Raw genomic sequence first — 17,190 nt, forward strand, 5'->3', positions numbered from 1 at the left:
AGCTAAATTTTAGAAATAATCCGCAAATAATATTTAGACTCCAAGACCTGAAAGCCTTGAAATGGAAACTGATAAAAGTATCAGTCCGCTGAACAAATCAAAAACTACTGCGGCTACTCACTGGAGGCGTACCAGATACCTGACTGCATTTTTGTTGATGAGCTGGTTTTTTTTGACTTTTGGCATTCTCTTTTTTGCCAGAGAATTATCTGCCTACACTTTTTTTGGATGGCCATTTTCTTTTTATATGGCAGCGCAAGGCTTAACTTTATTTTATGTCGCTTTACTGGCTGTTTTCTCACTGTGGATGCGTAAAGTTGAAGACGCTTACCACTCCGAAATTTCAGCAAAAAATCCTGATTTATCTCAAATAAAGGACAGCCACTAATGGCACAGGCTGGATTTTCTAAGCGACTAACACGCTATTACGCCTGGTACACGCTGCTGTTCATCATATTTTTGATCAGCCTTGCGGTACTGGAAAAAGAAGGCGTACCCCGTGCCTGGATAGGTTATCTGTTCATGTTCTCTACCATCGTGATTTACGCTGGTATTGGCGTCATGAGCCGCACCTCGGATATTTCTGAATACTATGTCGCTGGCCGGCGTGTACCGGCTGTTTTTAATGGCATGGCAACGGCGGCAGACTGGATGTCGGCAGCTAGTTTTTTAAGTCTTGCGGGTGGCTTGTATTTACAGGGCTTTGATGGTCTTGCCTACATCATTGGCTGGACCGGTGGTTTTTGTTTGGTTGCGTTGTTAATCGCACCTTATATACGCAAATTTGGGCAGTACAGTATTGCGGATTTTTTAGGCACCCGTTATGCCGGCGCGAATGGTAGCAATATCGTGCGCGTCCTAGCCGTAATTGCGACGATCTTTATTTCATTCACCTACGTCGTCGCCCAGATTTATGGTGTTGGTTTAATCACCTCGCGCTTTACCGGTGTGGATTTTTCTATAGGCATTTTTTTAGGTCTGGCAAGTATTCTGGTCTGCTCTTTTTTGGGTGGTATGCGGGCAGTGACATGGACCCAGGTTGCGCAATACATCATCATCATTATTGCGTACATGATTCCGGTCACATGGTTATCAGCAAAGCATGCTCAAACACAGACCCAGATGCCGATCCCGCAAATTGCCTACGGTTCCAAACTGTCGCAATTAAGCGTTAAAGAAAAGCTGTTTGCTAGTGATCCCAAAGAACAAGAAGTCCGGGCTATTTTTAAACAACGTGCTGAGGTGTTCCAGCAAAAAATCCAGCATCTGCCTGCGTCATGGGAAGAGGGACGGTTGGAATTACAACACCAGCTAGATGAGCTTAAATCTGGCAATGCCTCACTGATCGAAATCAAAGCAGCAGCGCGGGTATTAAGCAATTATCCTAAAACACCGCAAGAGGCGCAGCTGCGATGGACTGATGCCAAGAATAACAATCTGGCACGCGCAGAACCCAGCGTCACTACTTACATGCCGTATGCCGCAAAAGACAAAAACGAATCTGACATCAAGCGTAATAATTTTTTGGCCTTGGTATTTTGCCTGATGATGGGTACTGCGGCTTTGCCCCATGTGCTAATCCGTTACTACACGACGCCGTCAGTGCGGGAGAGCCGTGAGTCGGTCTTCTGGTCACTATTTTTTATCATGCTGTTGTACATCACGATCCCTGCTCTAGCGATTTTAGTGAAGTACGATATTTATACCTCACTGGTCGGTACCGAATTTTCTAAATTGCCATCATGGGTCACCTATTGGGCCAGCATCGACAAACTTAATCCGCTGGTGAATATTACTGATATCAACCACGATGGCATTGTCCAGCTTGCAGAGATTGCGATTGATGGTGACATCGTCGTGCTCGCGACACCTGAGATTGCAGGTTTGCCTTATGTCATTTCCGGCCTGGTTGCCGCAGGTGGTCTGGCAGCCGCTTTATCGACTGCGGACGGTTTGCTGCTGACAATTTCTAATTCGCTGTCGCACGATATTTATTACAAAATTGTTGACCCCAATGCGTCGACGCAAAAGCGGGTGACTATTTCTAAACTACTATTATTGGTGGTGGCGCTAGTCGCTGCTTATGTGGCATCACTTAAGCCTGCAGATATTTTATCGTTAGTCGGTGCGGCATTTTCACTGGCAGCATCTACCCTGTTTCCTGCACTGGTATTGGGCATCTTTTGGAAACGTGCGAACCAACAAGGTGCCATTGTAGGTATCAGCGTCGGTTTTATTGTGTGTGTTTATTACATGCTCAACACACATCCACTATTCGGTGGTAGTGTATTAAATCAATGGTGGCATATCGCTCCGATTTCGGCCGGGGTATTTGGTGTGCCGGCAGGAATCATCAGCATGGTACTGATCAGCCTAATGACACCTGCACCAGATCCTCGCACTGTGGACTTGATTGATTATATTCGTGCCCCTGATGTTTGATCTAGGTTTGATCCAAAGACGACGTAACCTGAAGTATGTTTTGCAATGCCAAAAATACACTGGCATAGTTCTTGATAGTAGAAACTAAAACTATAGTAAAACTCAAATAACAGCGAAACCACATCATGGCAAAATTTTTTAATGAAATGGCTGCTGATGGCGTAGAGTCAGCAAGCTCAGCAGCTGGCTCGGCAGCAAATATAGAAAATCACATCCGTGATCACTACCGCGAATTTAATACCTGGTTAAAGCAGCAATCTCCAGAGACTATACAACGTAAGCGTGCAGAAGCTGATCTGACATTCCGTCGCGTCGGCATTACCTTTGCAGTGTATGGCGACGATGCCGGCACCGAACGCCTGATCCCCTTTGACATTATTCCCCGCATTATTCCTGCTAGCGAATGGTCACATTTACAGACTGGTCTAGTACAGCGCGTCAAAGCCTTGAATATGTTTATTCATGATATTTATCACGATCAAAACATCATCAAGGCGGGCATTATTCCCGCTGAACAAATTTATAAAAATGCGCAATATCGGCCAGAGATGCAAGGTATTTCGGTTGCCTCGGATATCTATGCCCATATCGCAGGTGTCGATATTGTACGCGCCGGTGCCGGTGAGTTTTATGTGCTGGAAGATAATCTGCGGGTACCGTCTGGCGTGTCCTACATGCTGGAAGATCGCAAGATGATGATGCGACTTTTCCCGGAATTATTTGCCCGTAACAAAATTGCGCCGGTAGATCATTACCCTGATATGTTGCTGGATAATTTACGTTCGGTTGCACCGGTCGGCGTGAATGACCCGACGATCGTCGTGATGACACCAGGGATGTATAACTCCGCCTATTTTGAACATGCATTTTTAGCGCAGCAGATGGGCGTGGAACTGGTAGAAGGTAAAGATTTATTCGTCAACGATAACGCAGTATTTATGCGCACCACACGCGGACCTAAACGCGTCGATGTGATTTATCGCCGGGTGGATGATGACTTCCTCGATCCGCTGGCCTTCCGTCCGGATTCGTCGCTTGGTGTGCCTGGTTTGTTGTCGGTGTATCGCGCTGGTCGCGTGACCCTAGCAAACGCAATCGGCACCGGTGTGGCAGATGATAAATCGATTTATCCTTTTGTACCGGACATGATTAAGTTCTATCTGGCTGAGCAACCGATCCTGAATAATGTCCCGACTTACCAATGTCGCAAACCCGAAGATTTAGCCTATACCTTAGCGCATTTACCTGAGTTGGTTGTTAAAGAAGTACATGGCGCAGGTGGCTACGGTATGCTGGTAGGACCTGCATCGACCAAAGCGCAAATTGAAGATTTCCGCCAGCGTCTGCTCGCCAAACCTGACGGCTATATCGCACAACCGACGCTGGCATTATCAGCTTGTCCGACTTATGTTGAGAGTGGCATCGCGCCGCGCCATATTGATTTACGTCCTTTTGTGTTGTCCGGAAAAACCATCTCAATGGTGCCTGGCGGTTTGACCCGTGTGGCCTTACAAGAAGGTTCGCTGGTGGTTAACTCATCGCAGGGTGGCGGGACAAAAGATACCTGGATACTAGAAAAATAGTTTCCTCATCCGTTTGCTGATATCAGACCGGATCAAGTCCGATCGAATGCCCAAATAACTTGCCGCGCTGGAGAAAATTTATGCTGAGCCGCACCGCTGATCACTTATTCTGGATGGCACGCTATACAGAACGCGCCGAAAATACTGCCCGTATGCTGGATGTGAATATTCAAACATCGATGCTCCCGCAATCAATTGAGAGTGCAGAGCAAGGCTGGCGTGCGATGCTGGGCATTTCGGAATTGCAGTCCGCATTTGATAAAAAATACGGTGTACTCAATGCGAAAGACGTCCTCGATTTTATGGTGCGCGACCCGGACAATCCATCGTCCATCGCAGCCTGTCTGACCGAAGCGCGCGAAAACGCCCGCGCCGTTCGTGGCACGCTGACCACCGAGGTATGGGAGACCCAAAACGCAACCTGGCTGGATATGCAGCAACACTTGAACAGCGGCGTGCTGGAAAACGACCCTAGCCAGTTTTTTGAATGGGTCAAATACCGTTCGCACTTGTCCCGTGGTGTAACGCTGGGTACGATGCTGAAAGATGAAGCAATCCACTTCATCCGTCTGGGTACTTTTTTAGAACGTGCCGATAACACGTCGCGCATCTTAGATGTGAAGTTCCATGGCGCCAAAGAAGCAGGCATCAGTGAAAAAGCCACTCAAAGAGATTTCTATTATTGGGCAGCCTTATTGCGCTCAGTCTCCGGTTTTGAAATTTATCGTAAGGTATATCGCGACGTTATCACGCCAGAGCGCGTGGCAGAGCTGCTGATTTTGCGTGGAGACATGCCACGTTCTTTATTGGCCTGCATGGACGAGGTGGTACAAAACCTAAAGCAAGTCAGCAATGATGTGTCATCCGATACCGAACGCTTTGCGGGTAAGCTACATGCAGAACTGCAATTTGCCTGCATTGAAGATATTCTGGAAGCTGGATTGCATGAAACACTGACAGAATTTTTGCAAAGGATTTTTGAACTGGGCAATCGTGTCAGCCGTAACTTCCTGGTGCCACTTGCCGCGTAATCTACCAACGATAAAGAATCAAAAAATATACTCCATGGTAGTAATTTTAGATCGTCCAGAGAATATTTGGACAATCAGCCGATTATCTAGAAAATAAATGGGAGTATATTAATTCGTATGAAACTCTCCATCAGACACGAGACCATCTACCGCTACACCGCGCTTTTGGCTTACACCATACAGCAACTTCGTCTGACACCAAGGGAGGAGTTACAACAACACGCCTTGTCCTGGCAAATCACTACTTCGGGCCAGCGTCACGCCTACACCGATGCGTATGGCAACCTGTCGCATATGCTGACCATCACTGGTCAGTATGATGCTTTGTCCATCGTCGCACAAGGTTTGGTCGAAACAATCTACCCATACCAAGGTCGTTTGAATGCAATCGAAACCTTGTCGCCGCTGATTTTTTCTGTTGCTACCCGCTTGACTGAGCCGACGCCACAAATTATGGATTTCGCCGCCACTAGTTTTGCGGGGAATTTAGCAGGAAAAACATTCAACACGCACGGGAAAACTCAAACCCCGGAGGCACTAAAACTAGCAGAGCTTATTTTTGGTGCAATTGAGTATCAAAGCGGTGCAACGCTAGTGACGACCAGCGCAGACGATGCGCTCAGCTTAGGTCGCGGCGTTTGTCAGGATCATGCACATCTGTTTTTAGCCTGCTGCCATGCTCACAGTATTCCGGCGCGCTATGTTTCTGGTTATATTGATCCCGGCACCAGCAGCCATGCAGAAAGTCATGCCTGGGTGGATGTATGGGTGGAAGACAGTGATTTCTCGGGTTGGGTCAGTATTGATGTCACGCATGCACGTTTGATGACCGATGCTTATTGCCGCCTGGCAGTCGGACGCGATTATGATTCTGCTGCGCCTATCCGTGGCGTGCGACGCGGGGGTGGAGAAGAAATGTTGGACGTCAATGTACAAGTCATGCCAGTTCAACAATAAGTACCAGTGATAGCACTTCTACCGTCGAGGTAGTTTTGTGTAAGTTCTAAGAAACCGTTGGCAATTCACAAACGGATTACACACTATCTGACAATCAAGCGACATTCCACAGGCACTTAAGAGCCCTAAATCAGCTAAACCATTTTGCCTTAAGGTAAAATATGGCTTTAGTTTATTGACTTGTAACAATGACATATTGTGTTGGCATGCGCCTGGATGCTGGGCTAGTTTTTCTCTCTGACTCTCGTACTAATGCGGGTGTGGATCAAGTTGGTACGTTCCGTAAAATGAGCGTATTTGAAAATCCGGGCGACCGCATGATGGTCTTGATGACCGCAGGCAATCTCTCTATTTCCCAATCGATACGCCAATTAGTCGCAGAACACGTGTGTGTTGATGGCAGCACGATCTGGAATGCGCCCAACATGTACGAAGCTGCCCGTATCGTCGGCGAAGCGGTGCGCACAGTACATAAACGCGACGCACAATCCCTGTCGGAATTTGGTATCGATTTTAATGTCAGCCTGATCTTTGGTGGACAAATCAAAGGCGAACGTTGCCGCTTATTTCAGATTTATTCTGCCGGTAATTTCATTGAATCGCATAATGAAAATACTTACTTCCAGATCGGTGAAGCCAAGTACGGTAAACCGATTATTGATCGGGTAGTCAATCCATTGACGCCGCTGGACGAAGCCGCAAAATGTGCGCTGATCTCGATGGATTCTACCCTGCGTTCCAATGTATCCGTCGGCTTGCCATTAGATATGCTGGTGTACGAAACCGATCGTCTGGCCGTCACCCGCTTCGTCACGATTGATGAGAAAAATCAATACTTCCAGATGATACGCAGTACTTGGGGCGAGCAACTCAAACACGTATTTGAAGGCATCGACGATCCGATCTGGGACGCAGCACCGGACGCCACCATGAACGTGCTGTCCTCTACCAATATGAATAGCAAACCAGTACGTATTGCCCTGCCGCCAACGATTGCTCCCGTTGTTTTGGATGTCGCACCTTTACAATCGCTGGCGCAAGAGTTTAACCAAACACAGCATTGAGCTACGTATTGATACAAGCTTAAGTTGCACCAAAGCGCAACTTACGATCAATAGATCGACCAAAACAGCGATCAACAGATCAACTAACAGATAGCCTAACAAAACGGCCAGCAAAAGCTGGCCTTTTTATCGACTTATTAGTCTATTGTTTTATGCGCCAATCGCAATCGGCGGCATGATCTTGCACCATTCCAATGGCCTGCATGTAGGCATAAATAATCGTCGAGCCAACAAATTTAAACCCACGTTTAATCAAATCTTTTGAGATCCGGTCAGACAATTCGGTTTTAATAATACGCTCACCGCTATTGTGAATCGGCTTGCCATTCACATGCGCCCACAAATACACATCCAAGCTACCAAGCTCGTCACATAAACGCAAATAGGTATTAGCATTGGTAATCGCCGCAGCCACCTTCAGGCGATTACGTACTATCCCCGCATTTGCCAGCAAACTCGCTACTTTATTCGCATCATATACAGCGATTTTTTTTGCATCCCAATCATCAAATGCAAGGCGATAATTCTCACGCTTGTTGAGGATCGTTTCCCAACTCAAACCCGCCTGCGCCCCCTCCAGATTCAGCATTTCAAACAAACGCCGCTCATCATGACAAGGCACGCCCCACTCCTGATCGTGGTACGCCAGATAAAGAGGATTGGCTGGATTAGCCCAGGAGCAGCGTTGTGGAATGGCAGATTGAGTGGGCATTGTATTGAGTTAAGCGTTTTAAGAAGCTCTATTCTGCACTATGCTAAGACGACAGATAAAATAATTGTAAGGTTTTAGAAACGGATACGACTCAGAAATAACGAGGACATAAAAAATGATGTCTCTACGAGATCGTGAACCGATTAAATGATGAATCTATCTAAAGCGAATCTCCAAACTCCGTACTCAAGTGCATTACGATCAGGCCTTACTACGCATTGTTATAAGCATTAAATCTTTACCAGTACCAATTAAGGATTTTTAGAAATTCCTTATCTCATACCTACTGCAAGAATTGACCGACAAGGTGAAAAATGAACAGACGAAAATTTATGCAAACAGCCGCAATGGGCAGTATCGCCTTGAGCAGTTCTGCATTGTTTGCACAAGACAAAAAAGAACCACCGACCTTTACGATGCAGGGGACCGATGTCAATGGCAAAGCGTTTAAGCTGAGCGATCTTATGGGACAAACGGTATTAGTCAGCTTTTTTACCAGTGGTTGTAACCTATGCACCCGGGATCTCAAGCTGATGCGTGAATTTTATGTAGGCAATGCCCGCCGAAAATTTGTTCTGCTCGGTGTCAATATTGATCAGGATAAGGGGGACTTTGAGACTTACAATCAACTGGTATCGCTCGCTATCCCAAAAGAACAACGCTTCCCCACGGTTTGGCGCAATGCGCCCGGTCATAAGGACAATTTTGGCACTATCGTCAAACAACCCACCCACTTTGTTCTGAATGCGCAAAACCAGTTTATTTTTAAACGAGAGGGTACGTTTCAGCCCGACGACTGGGACAATCTCTGGCTATCGTTGAGCTAAGAGATGCGCAGTATATTTATGCTTGCAGGGTCGGCGCTGTATCGGCAGATGTGTCAACTGCTAAGGCTTCGCGTTCTGCTTTCGCACGCAGTACCGCAAAGCGCCAGCGCAATAAGCCAATCGCATATCCGATGTAGTAACTTGCCAGCACCCCAAATACTATTAGCGTGAGCGGGCTGGCAGCAAAACTCAGGGGGTCGTGTGTTTCTACCGGATTGAGCACATAGACCTCCAGCATACGATATACAATCCGGCAAAAAAACAGCAGCGATAAGGCAATACCAAGATGCGCATTGGGCGTATAAAACAAGCCTTGCGGCGTAGGTTCGAACAGAGTTTTTTTCAAACCGTAAACAGCCAGCCCTGCGCCGATTACAAGACCACCAAGCAAATACGACAGACGGTCAATATGCTCACGCGAGAGAAAGCCCAACGCAACTAATATCAATGGAAAAATCGCTAAAGTAATCCATGGACGTATTTTAGATAAGCGCTGGCGACCCACTAATTTACGAACCCGTGCGTACATGCGCCAGGCAATCAAGGGCATTAAAATAACCAGGGTAATCGTAGATGGATGAGGAGCTGGCATCAGGAATCTCGTTTCGAATCTCGTTTGAGTGTCGGGGGTTGATATCAAAATATGCCAATGGCAAATAATGACAAATAAAGTACAAACTATTATCCTGCAATACATTGATCCGTCGTCACATGCGCTTGTATCGAAATGTGTCCGGCACTAGAAAAACGTCGTCAGATTACGCATGTAAAACAAAGACATATTTACTACAGCCAGGCTATTTTTTTATACAACACATCAGTAATTCATCAGACTCCAGACCATATTCACTACGCTGATCTACGCTGGCAAGTACAAATCCTAAACGTTCCAGTAATCGATACGACCGCATATTATCTCGTTTGAGTATTGCAAAATAATCGTTTATTTGATCATACTCAGTCAGATGCGCCATCATCGCAGTAACCGACTGAGTCGCAAGACCGCGCCCCCAATAAGCACTGGATAATTCATACGCCACAAAGACTCGTCGATCCGGGTAGATGGTAGCTTGCACATATCCTATCAATTCAGAAGTCGGTAAGCGAATCACCCAGTTTAGCCATTGCTGCTGCCCATCTGGTGAATGTCTTGCCTCCAGCCTGGCATATCGAGCCCGCAACCAATCCAGTGATGCCGGCGGCCCATTCTCAAATTCATATATTGCAGGATCACTGAGGACAATCCACATCTCCTCTGCATGCGCGACTACCTGAGGTTCTAAGACAAGAGCGGCGGTTTGAATCGTTTGCACAGATCGCGCACTCAACTCAAGGACGAACAAACTCAAACTTATTGCGGAAAGTACTCGTACCGTCTGCGCTCACCTCATCTTTAGACAACTTAAAAACGCCAGCAGAAAGTTCAAGGGTATAGCGGTCCAGCTTATCGCCATCCTTACGTTCAAATAAAATTTTCCGGCCAGATCCATCCACAATGTTGGAGGTGATGCGTCCGACCGATACAGATTTTTCAGAAGATCCGGAAGCCCAGGCAATTTCGTTTTTAAGAAAATCAAAATTCATTCGCTCATAAGAGAATACCGTCTTGGACGGACCATCATCAAACACATAATGCAGCACCAGCTCATTCGGCGCGCCCAAGGCAATAAACAAACGCGTCGGCAACGTCACCAAGCGATCCGGCTTGCTGTAATCGCGATAAGTCAGAGCACCTTTCCACTCACCCTGTACCGCCGACAAAGCAGCATCCGGCTTAGGATCATACAAAGCAAAAGCGGGAGCAGAAAACAAACAAAACAATAAGGCAAGCGTTGCACGACGTTTCATAACGAGAACTCCAGTTAAACCTTCGTTGAATCAAATTGATTGAATCGGATCTTCATTACTTTTGGCACACGAATTATATACTCCCAATTAGTATATTTTAATCGTCCATATAATCATTGGACAATACGGAATATCTACAAAATAAATAGGGGAGTATGCTTATCACTACGAATTAATTGCGAACACCAGACACAAAACACCACAGGGAGGAATGTTCTAGTCACCACGACATTTTAAGGAATTATCAGCAATCTTAATCTAGCTTTAATCCCATAATTCCTATCAATTATAGGCACTGCATATATTTGCTAACACTTTTCTTTAGCAAGTAATGCAAGGCCCAAATAAATTGAATAGTAATGCGATAAAATAATTATGCCTTACAGACTTTCGACATGGCTAGCCATGCCAAGGCTCTAATACTGATGATGTTAAAGAAAAGAGTACACGATGATTTCAATCTTACCCAACAAGTCAAGCAGCGATAACAATGTAGATGTCAGCGGAGCTTGTGTTGGTTGTCAAAGTAATGAGCCTTTTGAAATCGAATTTGAATATGCCTATCAACCGATAGTCAATTTTTCTACCCGCTCCATCGTCGCCTATGAGGCATTAGTGCGCGGCCCAAACGGTGAATCCGCCGCCAGCATTCTGGCGCAAATCAATGATCACAATCGCTATCGCTTTGATCAGCTATGTCGTATGAAAGCAGTCGAGGGCGCAGCCAAACTGGGCATGACGGAATTCTTATCCATCAATTTTTTACCGAATGCGGTGTATCGTCCTGAAGTCTGCATCCGCACCACGCTTGAGGCTGCACGGAAATATAATTTTCCGGTGGAGAAAATTATATTTGAGGTTACCGAGGGCGAGCGGGTACAAGACCGGCCACATCTGGTACACATCATCCGTGAGTATAGAAACTTTGGTTTTCAAACGGCGATTGACGACTTTGGCGCCGGTTACGCAGGCCTCAATTTGCTATCGGAATATCAACCGGATTTTGTCAAAATCGATATGGATTTAGTGCGTGGGGTAGACCATCATCTGCCGCGTCAGGCGATTGTTGAAGGGATTACTTCTATCTGCAAAAAACTGAATATTAAAGTTCTCGCAGAAGGCATAGAAACCCGCGCGGAACGTGATTTTTTATTCGCATCCGGTATTGAATTGATGCAGGGGTATTGGTTTTCCAAACCCGTGTTTAAGGGACTCGCCAACATTGATCCATCAGCATGGGAATAACAGATTCATCCTCCAGGTTGGGTAAGGCAATGATTATCACAAGCTTAAGAGAGGTAGCCTACATCCGGAAGTTGCTCAGCTTTGAAGTGGGTTTTATCTCAGAACATTAAAGCGAATCTAAATTCTCCAACATACCCGCAGCCTGCGTCTGAAAATCTACAATCGCTCCCTCGTCCATTTTCTCTAACTGCCGGTAAGCCATGCCGATACGTGGATTCTTCGCCAGCGTCTTCTCATTCCGATGGAAAAAATCCCAATACAGCGCATTGTAGGGACAGGCGTTTTCACCAATCCGTACTTTTTTATCGTAGTGACAGCCTTTGCAGTAATCGCTCATACGATCGATGTAGGCCGCGCTGGAGACGTAAGGCTTGGTGGCGAGTAATCCGCCATCAGCGAACTGGCTCATGCCGATGGTATTGGGAAGTTCTACCCACTCAAATGCGTCGATGTAGATACCCAAATACCAGCGATGTACCTCGGCCGGATCTAAGCCTGCCAGCAGGGCGAAATTGCCGATCACCATCAGGCGCTGGATGTGATGTGCATGCGCTTGCTCTAACGATTGTGTGATCGCATGCGAGAGGCAATTCATCTTGGTTTTGCCATCCCAAAACCAGCTAGGAAGCTTACGAGTGTGAGCAAAAAAATTCTTCTCGGCGTATTCCGGCATATTCGTCCAATAGACTCCGCGCACATATTCTCGCCAGCCCAATATTTGCCGGATAAAACCTTCTACAGCAGCCAACGGTGCATGGCCTGCGTGATAGGCGGCCTCGGCTTTGGCAACGACTTCACGCGGGTTGAGCATTTTTACATTTAAGGCAAACGACAACAATGAGTGAAATAAGCGCCAGGCTTTGACGCTCATCGCATCTTGAAAATCCCCAAACTGCGGCAGCGCATTCTTGATAAATGCGTCCAGTTGTTGTAGGGCTTCATCGCGGTTCAGCGCCCATGTCAATTGATCGGCTTTGGGATTACCAAAGCTTTTTACGCCAGCATCGACAATGGTTTTCCATAAGGCAGAATGATCATGCAAGGTGCGCGCATCTTGCGGCTCTGCAGGTGTACCGCGCCAAGGTTTGCGATTGTCGTGATCATAGTTCCATTGACCGCCGACTGGCTTCTTGGCATCTTCCATCAATACCTGATTCTGTACCCGCATCTGGCGGTAGAAGAACTCCATCAACCATTGCTTGCGTCCCATAAAAATGTCTGCAGCTTGATGGCGGGTGGTATAAAAATGCTCGCTATCGACCATCATCCACGGAACATGCGAGCGACGGCCATGCTGGTACAGCTGCTGATCCAGACGCCATTCGTCCGGAGCCTGATATCCGAATGCCTTGGCTTGATAGTGCGCGATCAACGCATCAATATTGGCTGGAATGGATTGCAGATTGTGCGCATCATCAATGGCGAGGTAATGCACCCTATGACCTGCATCGCGCAACTGCCGCGCCAGATCGCGCATCCCGGCAAAAATGGCCAGAATTTTTTGTGCATGATGTAGCACGTAATCGGTCTCTTGCCGCACCTCCATCAAGACATAGACGGTGGCATCGTCAACCTCCTTAAACCAGCGATGTTGCAGGTTAAGCTGGTCTCCGAGTATTAATCTGAGTGTGGTTTGGGATGTCATTTGCGTTGTGGTCATCGTCATTCTTTATAGTGCGTTCCAGAGTCGTTGATAAATACCGTCCCTATCATGATCATGAACTTGTTTCTGAATATTAAATCGTCGTCCGTTACGGGGATCGGTACCTCGTCCAGAGATATACAACCAGTTGCCCTGATTGCTATAGACATCGTAATCAATCAATTGCGCCTCAAACCAGGCAGCACCAGCGCGCCAGTCGCAGCCCAGATCGTGGATCAGATAACTGGCAACAATCTGGCGCAAGCGATTAGATAAATAACCGGTAGCGGCTAGTTCTGCCATGCCAGCATCAACCAGTGGTTCTCCGGTTCTGGCCTGGCACCAGGCATCAAATCTGCGTGCACTGTGCGTTGGCGGCGGCAAGCTGGTCAGACCTTTTGCGAGGTAAAGTTGGCGACCATATTTAAGATGCAATAACCGGAAATAGTCACGCCACAACAACTCAAACCAAATCCAATATGTGCTGTCGTTGGCGCCGTGAGTTGCTTCGAATTCTTTCAACGCCACGTAAGCACTGCGCGCCGACATTGCGCCAGACGCCAGCCAGGGAGAAAATTTAGTGGAATAATCTGCTCCCGTTAAACCATTGCGTGTCAGCTTATAAGTGTGCGCCAGCTTACGCTCAAAATACTGCTGCAAATGTGCAGAGGCCGTAGTTACGCCACCAGCAAATGCTGGTAAAAAATACGGAAAAGATGAGCGACTGTCTGCGTAAAATTGAGTTTGAAGTTCAGCTTGAAGTGCGGACTCTGTGTGCCTCGTAAGCATCGGCGATATCAACAGATCGGCCTTATTCCATTGTTCACGCACGGCAGCGAAAGTCGGTGGCAAGGCCGGAATCTTCTCCGGTCTTGGCAACGGCAATGGTGGCTGCACCTCATGCCGCTCGACCAAGGTACGAAAGCTGGTAAAAACGTCAGGCAAAGCATCAACCGCAAACGGTAAATCGGCTGGGTCAAGCAGGCTGGATTGCCAGATCGTATGCACTGTCAAACCGGCTGCGCGCAAAGCGGCAAGCTCCTCTTGCTCTTCCGGCGCGGCGATCTCTTCGCAATAAATTGTGGTGGCACCGATATCACGTGCGAATGCGGGCAGGCGTTCTGCGGCGCTGGCCTTAATCTCTAATAATTGACTATCTTGCAAACTGAGTTGCGCATTTAAATCAGCTAAGGCTGATGCTAAAAAATACTGGCGGTGCTGGCTGGTGCGCGGCACATTCCAGCGTGTCATTTTCTCCATGACGGGATCGTGGCAGTACACGAGGACTAAGTTACTCGCATGCTGACAGGCTTGCGTCAACGCGGGATTATCGTCCAGACGCAGATCATTACGAAACCAGTAAATCACGGTCGTCTCTGGCGCGGCTTTTGGTACGGCAGTCGGGATGAATGATGTAGAGGTCATACGCTAGCCTTGCTATCACGGCGGCAGCGTTCGGAACAATATTTCACCTCATCCCATACCTTTTCCCATTTTTTTCGCCAGGCGAACGGGCGATTGCATTGCGGGCAGAGTTTGGTCGGCAAATCCGATTTTTTGCGCATGCGCATGTGATCTTTCCTTGTTGAGCGGATGATGAAATACGGTCTTACTAAGTTCACTTGCCAGGGTGACTTTCTGCAGGTGCTTTGCTTCACTGATTGCAGGAGGAATTAATATACTCCCCATTATTTTTACTAAATATGCCAGACTGTCCAATTACTATATGGACACTTAAAATATACTTACCATCAGTATATAAATTATCCTAAATTTTTTTTACGTTTTTTTTAGACTTTATTCCCCTCTTCCGCTTGCGGGAGAGGGAGTTAAAATCCTGACCCGATATGTGCCGCCATCCGCTTTAACAAGATCAATTTCGTCTGGAGTAAGCACTGCAATTCTGCAATTGTCTTCCTGCTTCAAAATCCTAAATCTAACTGGCTATTCTGCTGCGCCGCATTGGCGGCTGATTTGCGTCGCGTTCTGCCGGTATCTTTTTTGCGTGAACCATGTTTTTCTACAATCGCTGCCTTGGCTGATTTCACACCGGGCTGGGCGCGTAAGGCAAACAGACGTGCTTTGGCTTCGCGGGTTGCGAGATCAATATCGACCACAGGCATGGCGATATCAACACCCACCTGTACGCCGCAAGCCGCCTGCACATCGGGCGGCATACGCCAAGGTTCAAACAACCATGAGTCGGGTACGCGCCGCATTGCAGGTAGCCAGCGACGTACAAAGCGCCCATGCGGATCATGGTCGCTGGCTTGCTTAATCGGATTGTAAATACGCGGCACATTGATACCGGTAGTACCAGACTGCATTTGCATCTGGCTCCAGTGGATGCCCGGTTCGTAATCCAAAAACTGCCGCGCTAGCCAATGTCCTACTGGCCGCCAGTCCAGCCACAGCGGATAAGCGGCGACCGAAACCAGCATGGCCCGCATTCTGAAATTAAGCCAGCCAGTCTGATGCAACATGGTCACGCAAGCATCGACTAGAGGCCAGCCAGTGCGCGCCGAGATCAGCGCCTCGAAATGCACCTGATTCCAGTCATGCTCACGCAAACCGTCATATCCCCGATGCAGATTGCGGTACTCCAGTTGCGGCTCGCTCTCTAGTTTTTGGATGAAATGACAATGCCAATATAAGCGACTGACAAAAGCATTCAAACCTTGTTTTTGGCGGCTGGTACCGGGCGATAATGGTGACGACGGCGACAACGAAGCGACTTGCCGTCGAGTAGCATGCACGATTTCTCGCAAGCTGACACAACCAAACGCCAGATACGGTGACAAACGAGAACAGGCGGTCGGCGCAGATAAAGGGGAAGAAATTCCGCCACGATATTGGTTGCTGCGGTCGGTCAAAAAACTATCTAGTACGCTCAAACCAGACTGCCGGCCACCGCGTTGCCGTTGTGGCGGATCGTAGGCGTCCAAGCCCAACTCTTGTGGCGAAGCAGGCAATTGCGGCATCGCCAATAATGGCGGCAGCGGCGCAAAACTCGCCGCAGTCAACTCGGGCACGGGCACACAAGGCAGGTCGTTGTGCGCGTTCCATTGTCGCTGCCAACCATCACGATCTTGTAGGCGACGCACTACACCAAACTGAGCAAACTCATGCCAGGCAATTTGATGGGCACGACACCAGCGGCCAACGGCTTTGTCGCGCTGGTAGGTGGCATCGTTACCGGTTTCTTCATGCGAACAAATAGCGGAAAAAGGCGCGCTGGCAAAAAGCTGATCGAATACGCTGGTAACTTCGCCCGTTAAAATATGCAGCTGTCCGCCACGTTGGCGCAGTGCGACATATAAATCGCGCAGGCTTTCTAACAAAAATTGGTAGTGCTGATTTGCCGCATCAGGCTGCGCCCAAATAGAGGGTTCGACCACGTACAGACACAGCACAGACCCTTGGCTTGCTGCGGTGAGCAAGGCGATGTGATCATGCAAACGCAAATCACGTTTAAACCAAACGATGTTATAAGTCATAGCATCATTATACGAATGCACTGAGAAATACAGGCTTGGATAGAGGCTAAATCGAGGTACAAAACCCGTGAAGAGTGAGTCAATTACGGGACACGACTTTAAGTTGATGGAGTAATTTGCCTTGATTGTCGCTGCTTATTGCCTATGCTATAGAATGAGTAAATTATGAATTGCAATGAATTGCCATCGGTATTTAAGATAATTGCTTAAATACTTTTCAAGATGTCATTTCAATGAATTAACTAATGAGGTTCTTGCAAAACGAAACACCGGAGAGTAATTTTATTGCGAGAAGCGCAAAATAGATGAGAAAGGAGCGGCCATTTCTGGCAAGATGAAAGT

The 17,190-nt window shown here is 47.5% G+C and carries 16 protein-coding genes; 8 read left to right on the forward strand and 8 right to left on the reverse strand.

Features of this window, described 5'->3' with window-relative positions:
* The first annotated feature begins 61 nt into the window (after positions 1 to 61).
* From AAKU64_RS06335 to AAKU64_RS06360, 6 genes are all read left to right on the forward strand, one after another.
* Positions 62 to 388, forward strand: coding sequence for a DUF4212 domain-containing protein (locus AAKU64_RS06335; protein WP_354328781.1), 327 nt, complete (start codon positions 62 to 64; stop codon positions 386 to 388).
* A complete protein-coding gene (locus tag AAKU64_RS06340) occupies positions 388 to 2,442 on the forward strand; it encodes a sodium:solute symporter family protein (protein ID WP_354361865.1) in 2,055 nt (684 codons plus the stop codon). The genes AAKU64_RS06335 and AAKU64_RS06340 overlap by 1 nt, the downstream gene beginning before the upstream one ends.
* Before the next feature lie 125 nt (positions 2,443 to 2,567).
* Complete coding sequence (locus AAKU64_RS06345) at positions 2,568 to 4,025, forward strand: circularly permuted type 2 ATP-grasp protein (RefSeq protein WP_354361866.1); 1,458 nt, start codon at positions 2,568 to 2,570, stop codon at positions 4,023 to 4,025.
* Between the two features lie 80 nt (positions 4,026 to 4,105).
* Entirely contained in the window at positions 4,106 to 5,056 is a 951-nt protein-coding gene (locus tag AAKU64_RS06350) for an alpha-E domain-containing protein (RefSeq protein WP_354361867.1), read from the forward strand.
* A gap of 117 nt (positions 5,057 to 5,173) precedes the next feature.
* A complete protein-coding gene (locus tag AAKU64_RS06355) occupies positions 5,174 to 6,013 on the forward strand; it encodes a transglutaminase family protein (RefSeq protein ID WP_354361868.1) in 840 nt (279 codons plus the stop codon).
* Between the two features lie 188 nt (positions 6,014 to 6,201).
* Complete coding sequence (locus AAKU64_RS06360; protein WP_354361869.1) at positions 6,202 to 7,077, forward strand: proteasome-type protease; 876 nt, start codon at positions 6,202 to 6,204, stop codon at positions 7,075 to 7,077.
* Between the two features lie 142 nt (positions 7,078 to 7,219).
* Here the strand turns inward: AAKU64_RS06360 and AAKU64_RS06365 are convergent, their stop codons facing one another.
* Positions 7,220 to 7,789 (reverse strand): DNA-3-methyladenine glycosylase I, encoded by a 570-nt coding sequence (locus AAKU64_RS06365; protein WP_354361870.1) that lies wholly within the window; start codon positions 7,787 to 7,789, stop codon positions 7,220 to 7,222.
* Positions 7,790 to 8,103: 314 nt separating this feature from the next.
* Between AAKU64_RS06365 and AAKU64_RS06370 the strand changes: the two genes are divergently transcribed.
* Complete coding sequence (locus AAKU64_RS06370; protein ID WP_354361871.1) at positions 8,104 to 8,616, forward strand: TlpA family protein disulfide reductase; 513 nt, start codon at positions 8,104 to 8,106, stop codon at positions 8,614 to 8,616.
* 16 nt (positions 8,617 to 8,632) lie between these two features.
* Here AAKU64_RS06370 and AAKU64_RS06375 read toward each other — a convergent pair whose 3' ends face one another.
* The 3 genes from AAKU64_RS06375 to AAKU64_RS06385 all read right to left on the reverse strand — a co-directional run bounded on the left by AAKU64_RS06375 (position 8,633) and on the right by AAKU64_RS06385 (position 10,464).
* Complete coding sequence (locus tag AAKU64_RS06375) at positions 8,633 to 9,208, reverse strand: CcdC protein domain-containing protein (protein ID WP_354361872.1); 576 nt, start codon at positions 9,206 to 9,208, stop codon at positions 8,633 to 8,635.
* Positions 9,209 to 9,413: 205 nt separating this feature from the next.
* Positions 9,414 to 9,929, reverse strand: coding sequence for a GNAT family N-acetyltransferase (locus AAKU64_RS06380; protein WP_354361873.1), 516 nt, complete (start codon positions 9,927 to 9,929; stop codon positions 9,414 to 9,416).
* 16 nt (positions 9,930 to 9,945) lie between these two features.
* A complete protein-coding gene (locus AAKU64_RS06385; RefSeq protein WP_354328791.1) occupies positions 9,946 to 10,464 on the reverse strand; it encodes a hypothetical protein in 519 nt (172 codons plus the stop codon).
* A 450-nt stretch (positions 10,465 to 10,914) separates the two neighbouring features.
* Here AAKU64_RS06385 and AAKU64_RS06390 point away from each other — a divergent pair, with 450 nt between their 5' ends.
* The gene (locus AAKU64_RS06390) at positions 10,915 to 11,709 is read left to right on the forward strand and encodes an EAL domain-containing protein (protein ID WP_354361874.1); all 795 of its coding nucleotides are present in this window, start codon (positions 10,915 to 10,917) and stop codon (positions 11,707 to 11,709) included.
* Positions 11,710 to 11,815: 106 nt separating this feature from the next.
* Here the strand turns inward: AAKU64_RS06390 and AAKU64_RS06395 are convergent, their stop codons facing one another.
* The 4 genes from AAKU64_RS06395 to AAKU64_RS06410 all read right to left on the reverse strand — a co-directional run bounded on the left by AAKU64_RS06395 (position 11,816) and on the right by AAKU64_RS06410 (position 16,848).
* Positions 11,816 to 13,369, reverse strand: coding sequence for a cryptochrome/photolyase family protein (locus AAKU64_RS06395; RefSeq protein ID WP_354361875.1), 1,554 nt, complete (start codon positions 13,367 to 13,369; stop codon positions 11,816 to 11,818).
* Positions 13,370 to 13,378: 9 nt separating this feature from the next.
* Entirely contained in the window at positions 13,379 to 14,776 is a 1,398-nt protein-coding gene (locus tag AAKU64_RS06400; RefSeq protein WP_354361876.1) for a DASH family cryptochrome, read from the reverse strand.
* Positions 14,773 to 14,922, reverse strand: coding sequence for a DUF2256 domain-containing protein (locus AAKU64_RS06405; RefSeq protein WP_322121327.1), 150 nt, complete (start codon positions 14,920 to 14,922; stop codon positions 14,773 to 14,775). The genes AAKU64_RS06400 and AAKU64_RS06405 overlap by 4 nt, the downstream gene beginning before the upstream one ends.
* A gap of 351 nt (positions 14,923 to 15,273) precedes the next feature.
* Entirely contained in the window at positions 15,274 to 16,848 is a 1,575-nt protein-coding gene (locus AAKU64_RS06410) for an FAD-binding domain-containing protein (protein ID WP_354361877.1), read from the reverse strand.
* Positions 16,849 to 17,190 lie beyond the last annotated feature (342 nt).

Source organism: Undibacterium sp. GrIS 1.8, from assembly GCF_040544445.1.
GTDB lineage: Bacteria > Pseudomonadota > Gammaproteobacteria > Burkholderiales > Burkholderiaceae_D > Undibacterium.

Bases quoted from the DNA above. Each gene is read 5' to 3' on its own strand.
- AAKU64_RS06385 (WP_354328791.1), bottom strand. From the start codon at position 10,464: ATGAAACGTCGTGCAACGCTTGCCTTATTGTTTTGTTTGTTTTCTGCT.
- AAKU64_RS06355 (WP_354361868.1), top strand. From the start codon at position 5,174: ATGAAACTCTCCATCAGACACGAGACCATCTACCGCTACACCGCGCTT.
- AAKU64_RS06350 (WP_354361867.1), top strand. From the start codon at position 4,106: ATGCTGAGCCGCACCGCTGATCACTTATTCTGGATGGCACGCTATACA.
- AAKU64_RS06365 (WP_354361870.1), bottom strand. From the start codon at position 7,789: ATGCCCACTCAATCTGCCATTCCACAACGCTGCTCCTGGGCTAATCCA.
- AAKU64_RS06340 (WP_354361865.1), top strand. From the start codon at position 388: ATGGCACAGGCTGGATTTTCTAAGCGACTAACACGCTATTACGCCTGG.
- AAKU64_RS06410 (WP_354361877.1), bottom strand. From the start codon at position 16,848: ATGACTTATAACATCGTTTGGTTTAAACGTGATTTGCGTTTGCATGAT.
- AAKU64_RS06335 (WP_354328781.1), top strand. From the start codon at position 62: ATGGAAACTGATAAAAGTATCAGTCCGCTGAACAAATCAAAAACTACT.
- AAKU64_RS06360 (WP_354361869.1), top strand. From the start codon at position 6,202: ATGACATATTGTGTTGGCATGCGCCTGGATGCTGGGCTAGTTTTTCTC.
- AAKU64_RS06375 (WP_354361872.1), bottom strand. From the start codon at position 9,208: ATGCCAGCTCCTCATCCATCTACGATTACCCTGGTTATTTTAATGCCC.
- AAKU64_RS06395 (WP_354361875.1), bottom strand. From the start codon at position 13,369: ATGACCACAACGCAAATGACATCCCAAACCACACTCAGATTAATACTC.
- AAKU64_RS06390 (WP_354361874.1), top strand. From the start codon at position 10,915: ATGATTTCAATCTTACCCAACAAGTCAAGCAGCGATAACAATGTAGAT.
- AAKU64_RS06345 (WP_354361866.1), top strand. From the start codon at position 2,568: ATGGCAAAATTTTTTAATGAAATGGCTGCTGATGGCGTAGAGTCAGCA.
- AAKU64_RS06405 (WP_322121327.1), bottom strand. From the start codon at position 14,922: ATGCGCATGCGCAAAAAATCGGATTTGCCGACCAAACTCTGCCCGCAA.
- AAKU64_RS06400 (WP_354361876.1), bottom strand. From the start codon at position 14,776: ATGACCTCTACATCATTCATCCCGACTGCCGTACCAAAAGCCGCGCCA.
- AAKU64_RS06370 (WP_354361871.1), top strand. From the start codon at position 8,104: ATGAACAGACGAAAATTTATGCAAACAGCCGCAATGGGCAGTATCGCC.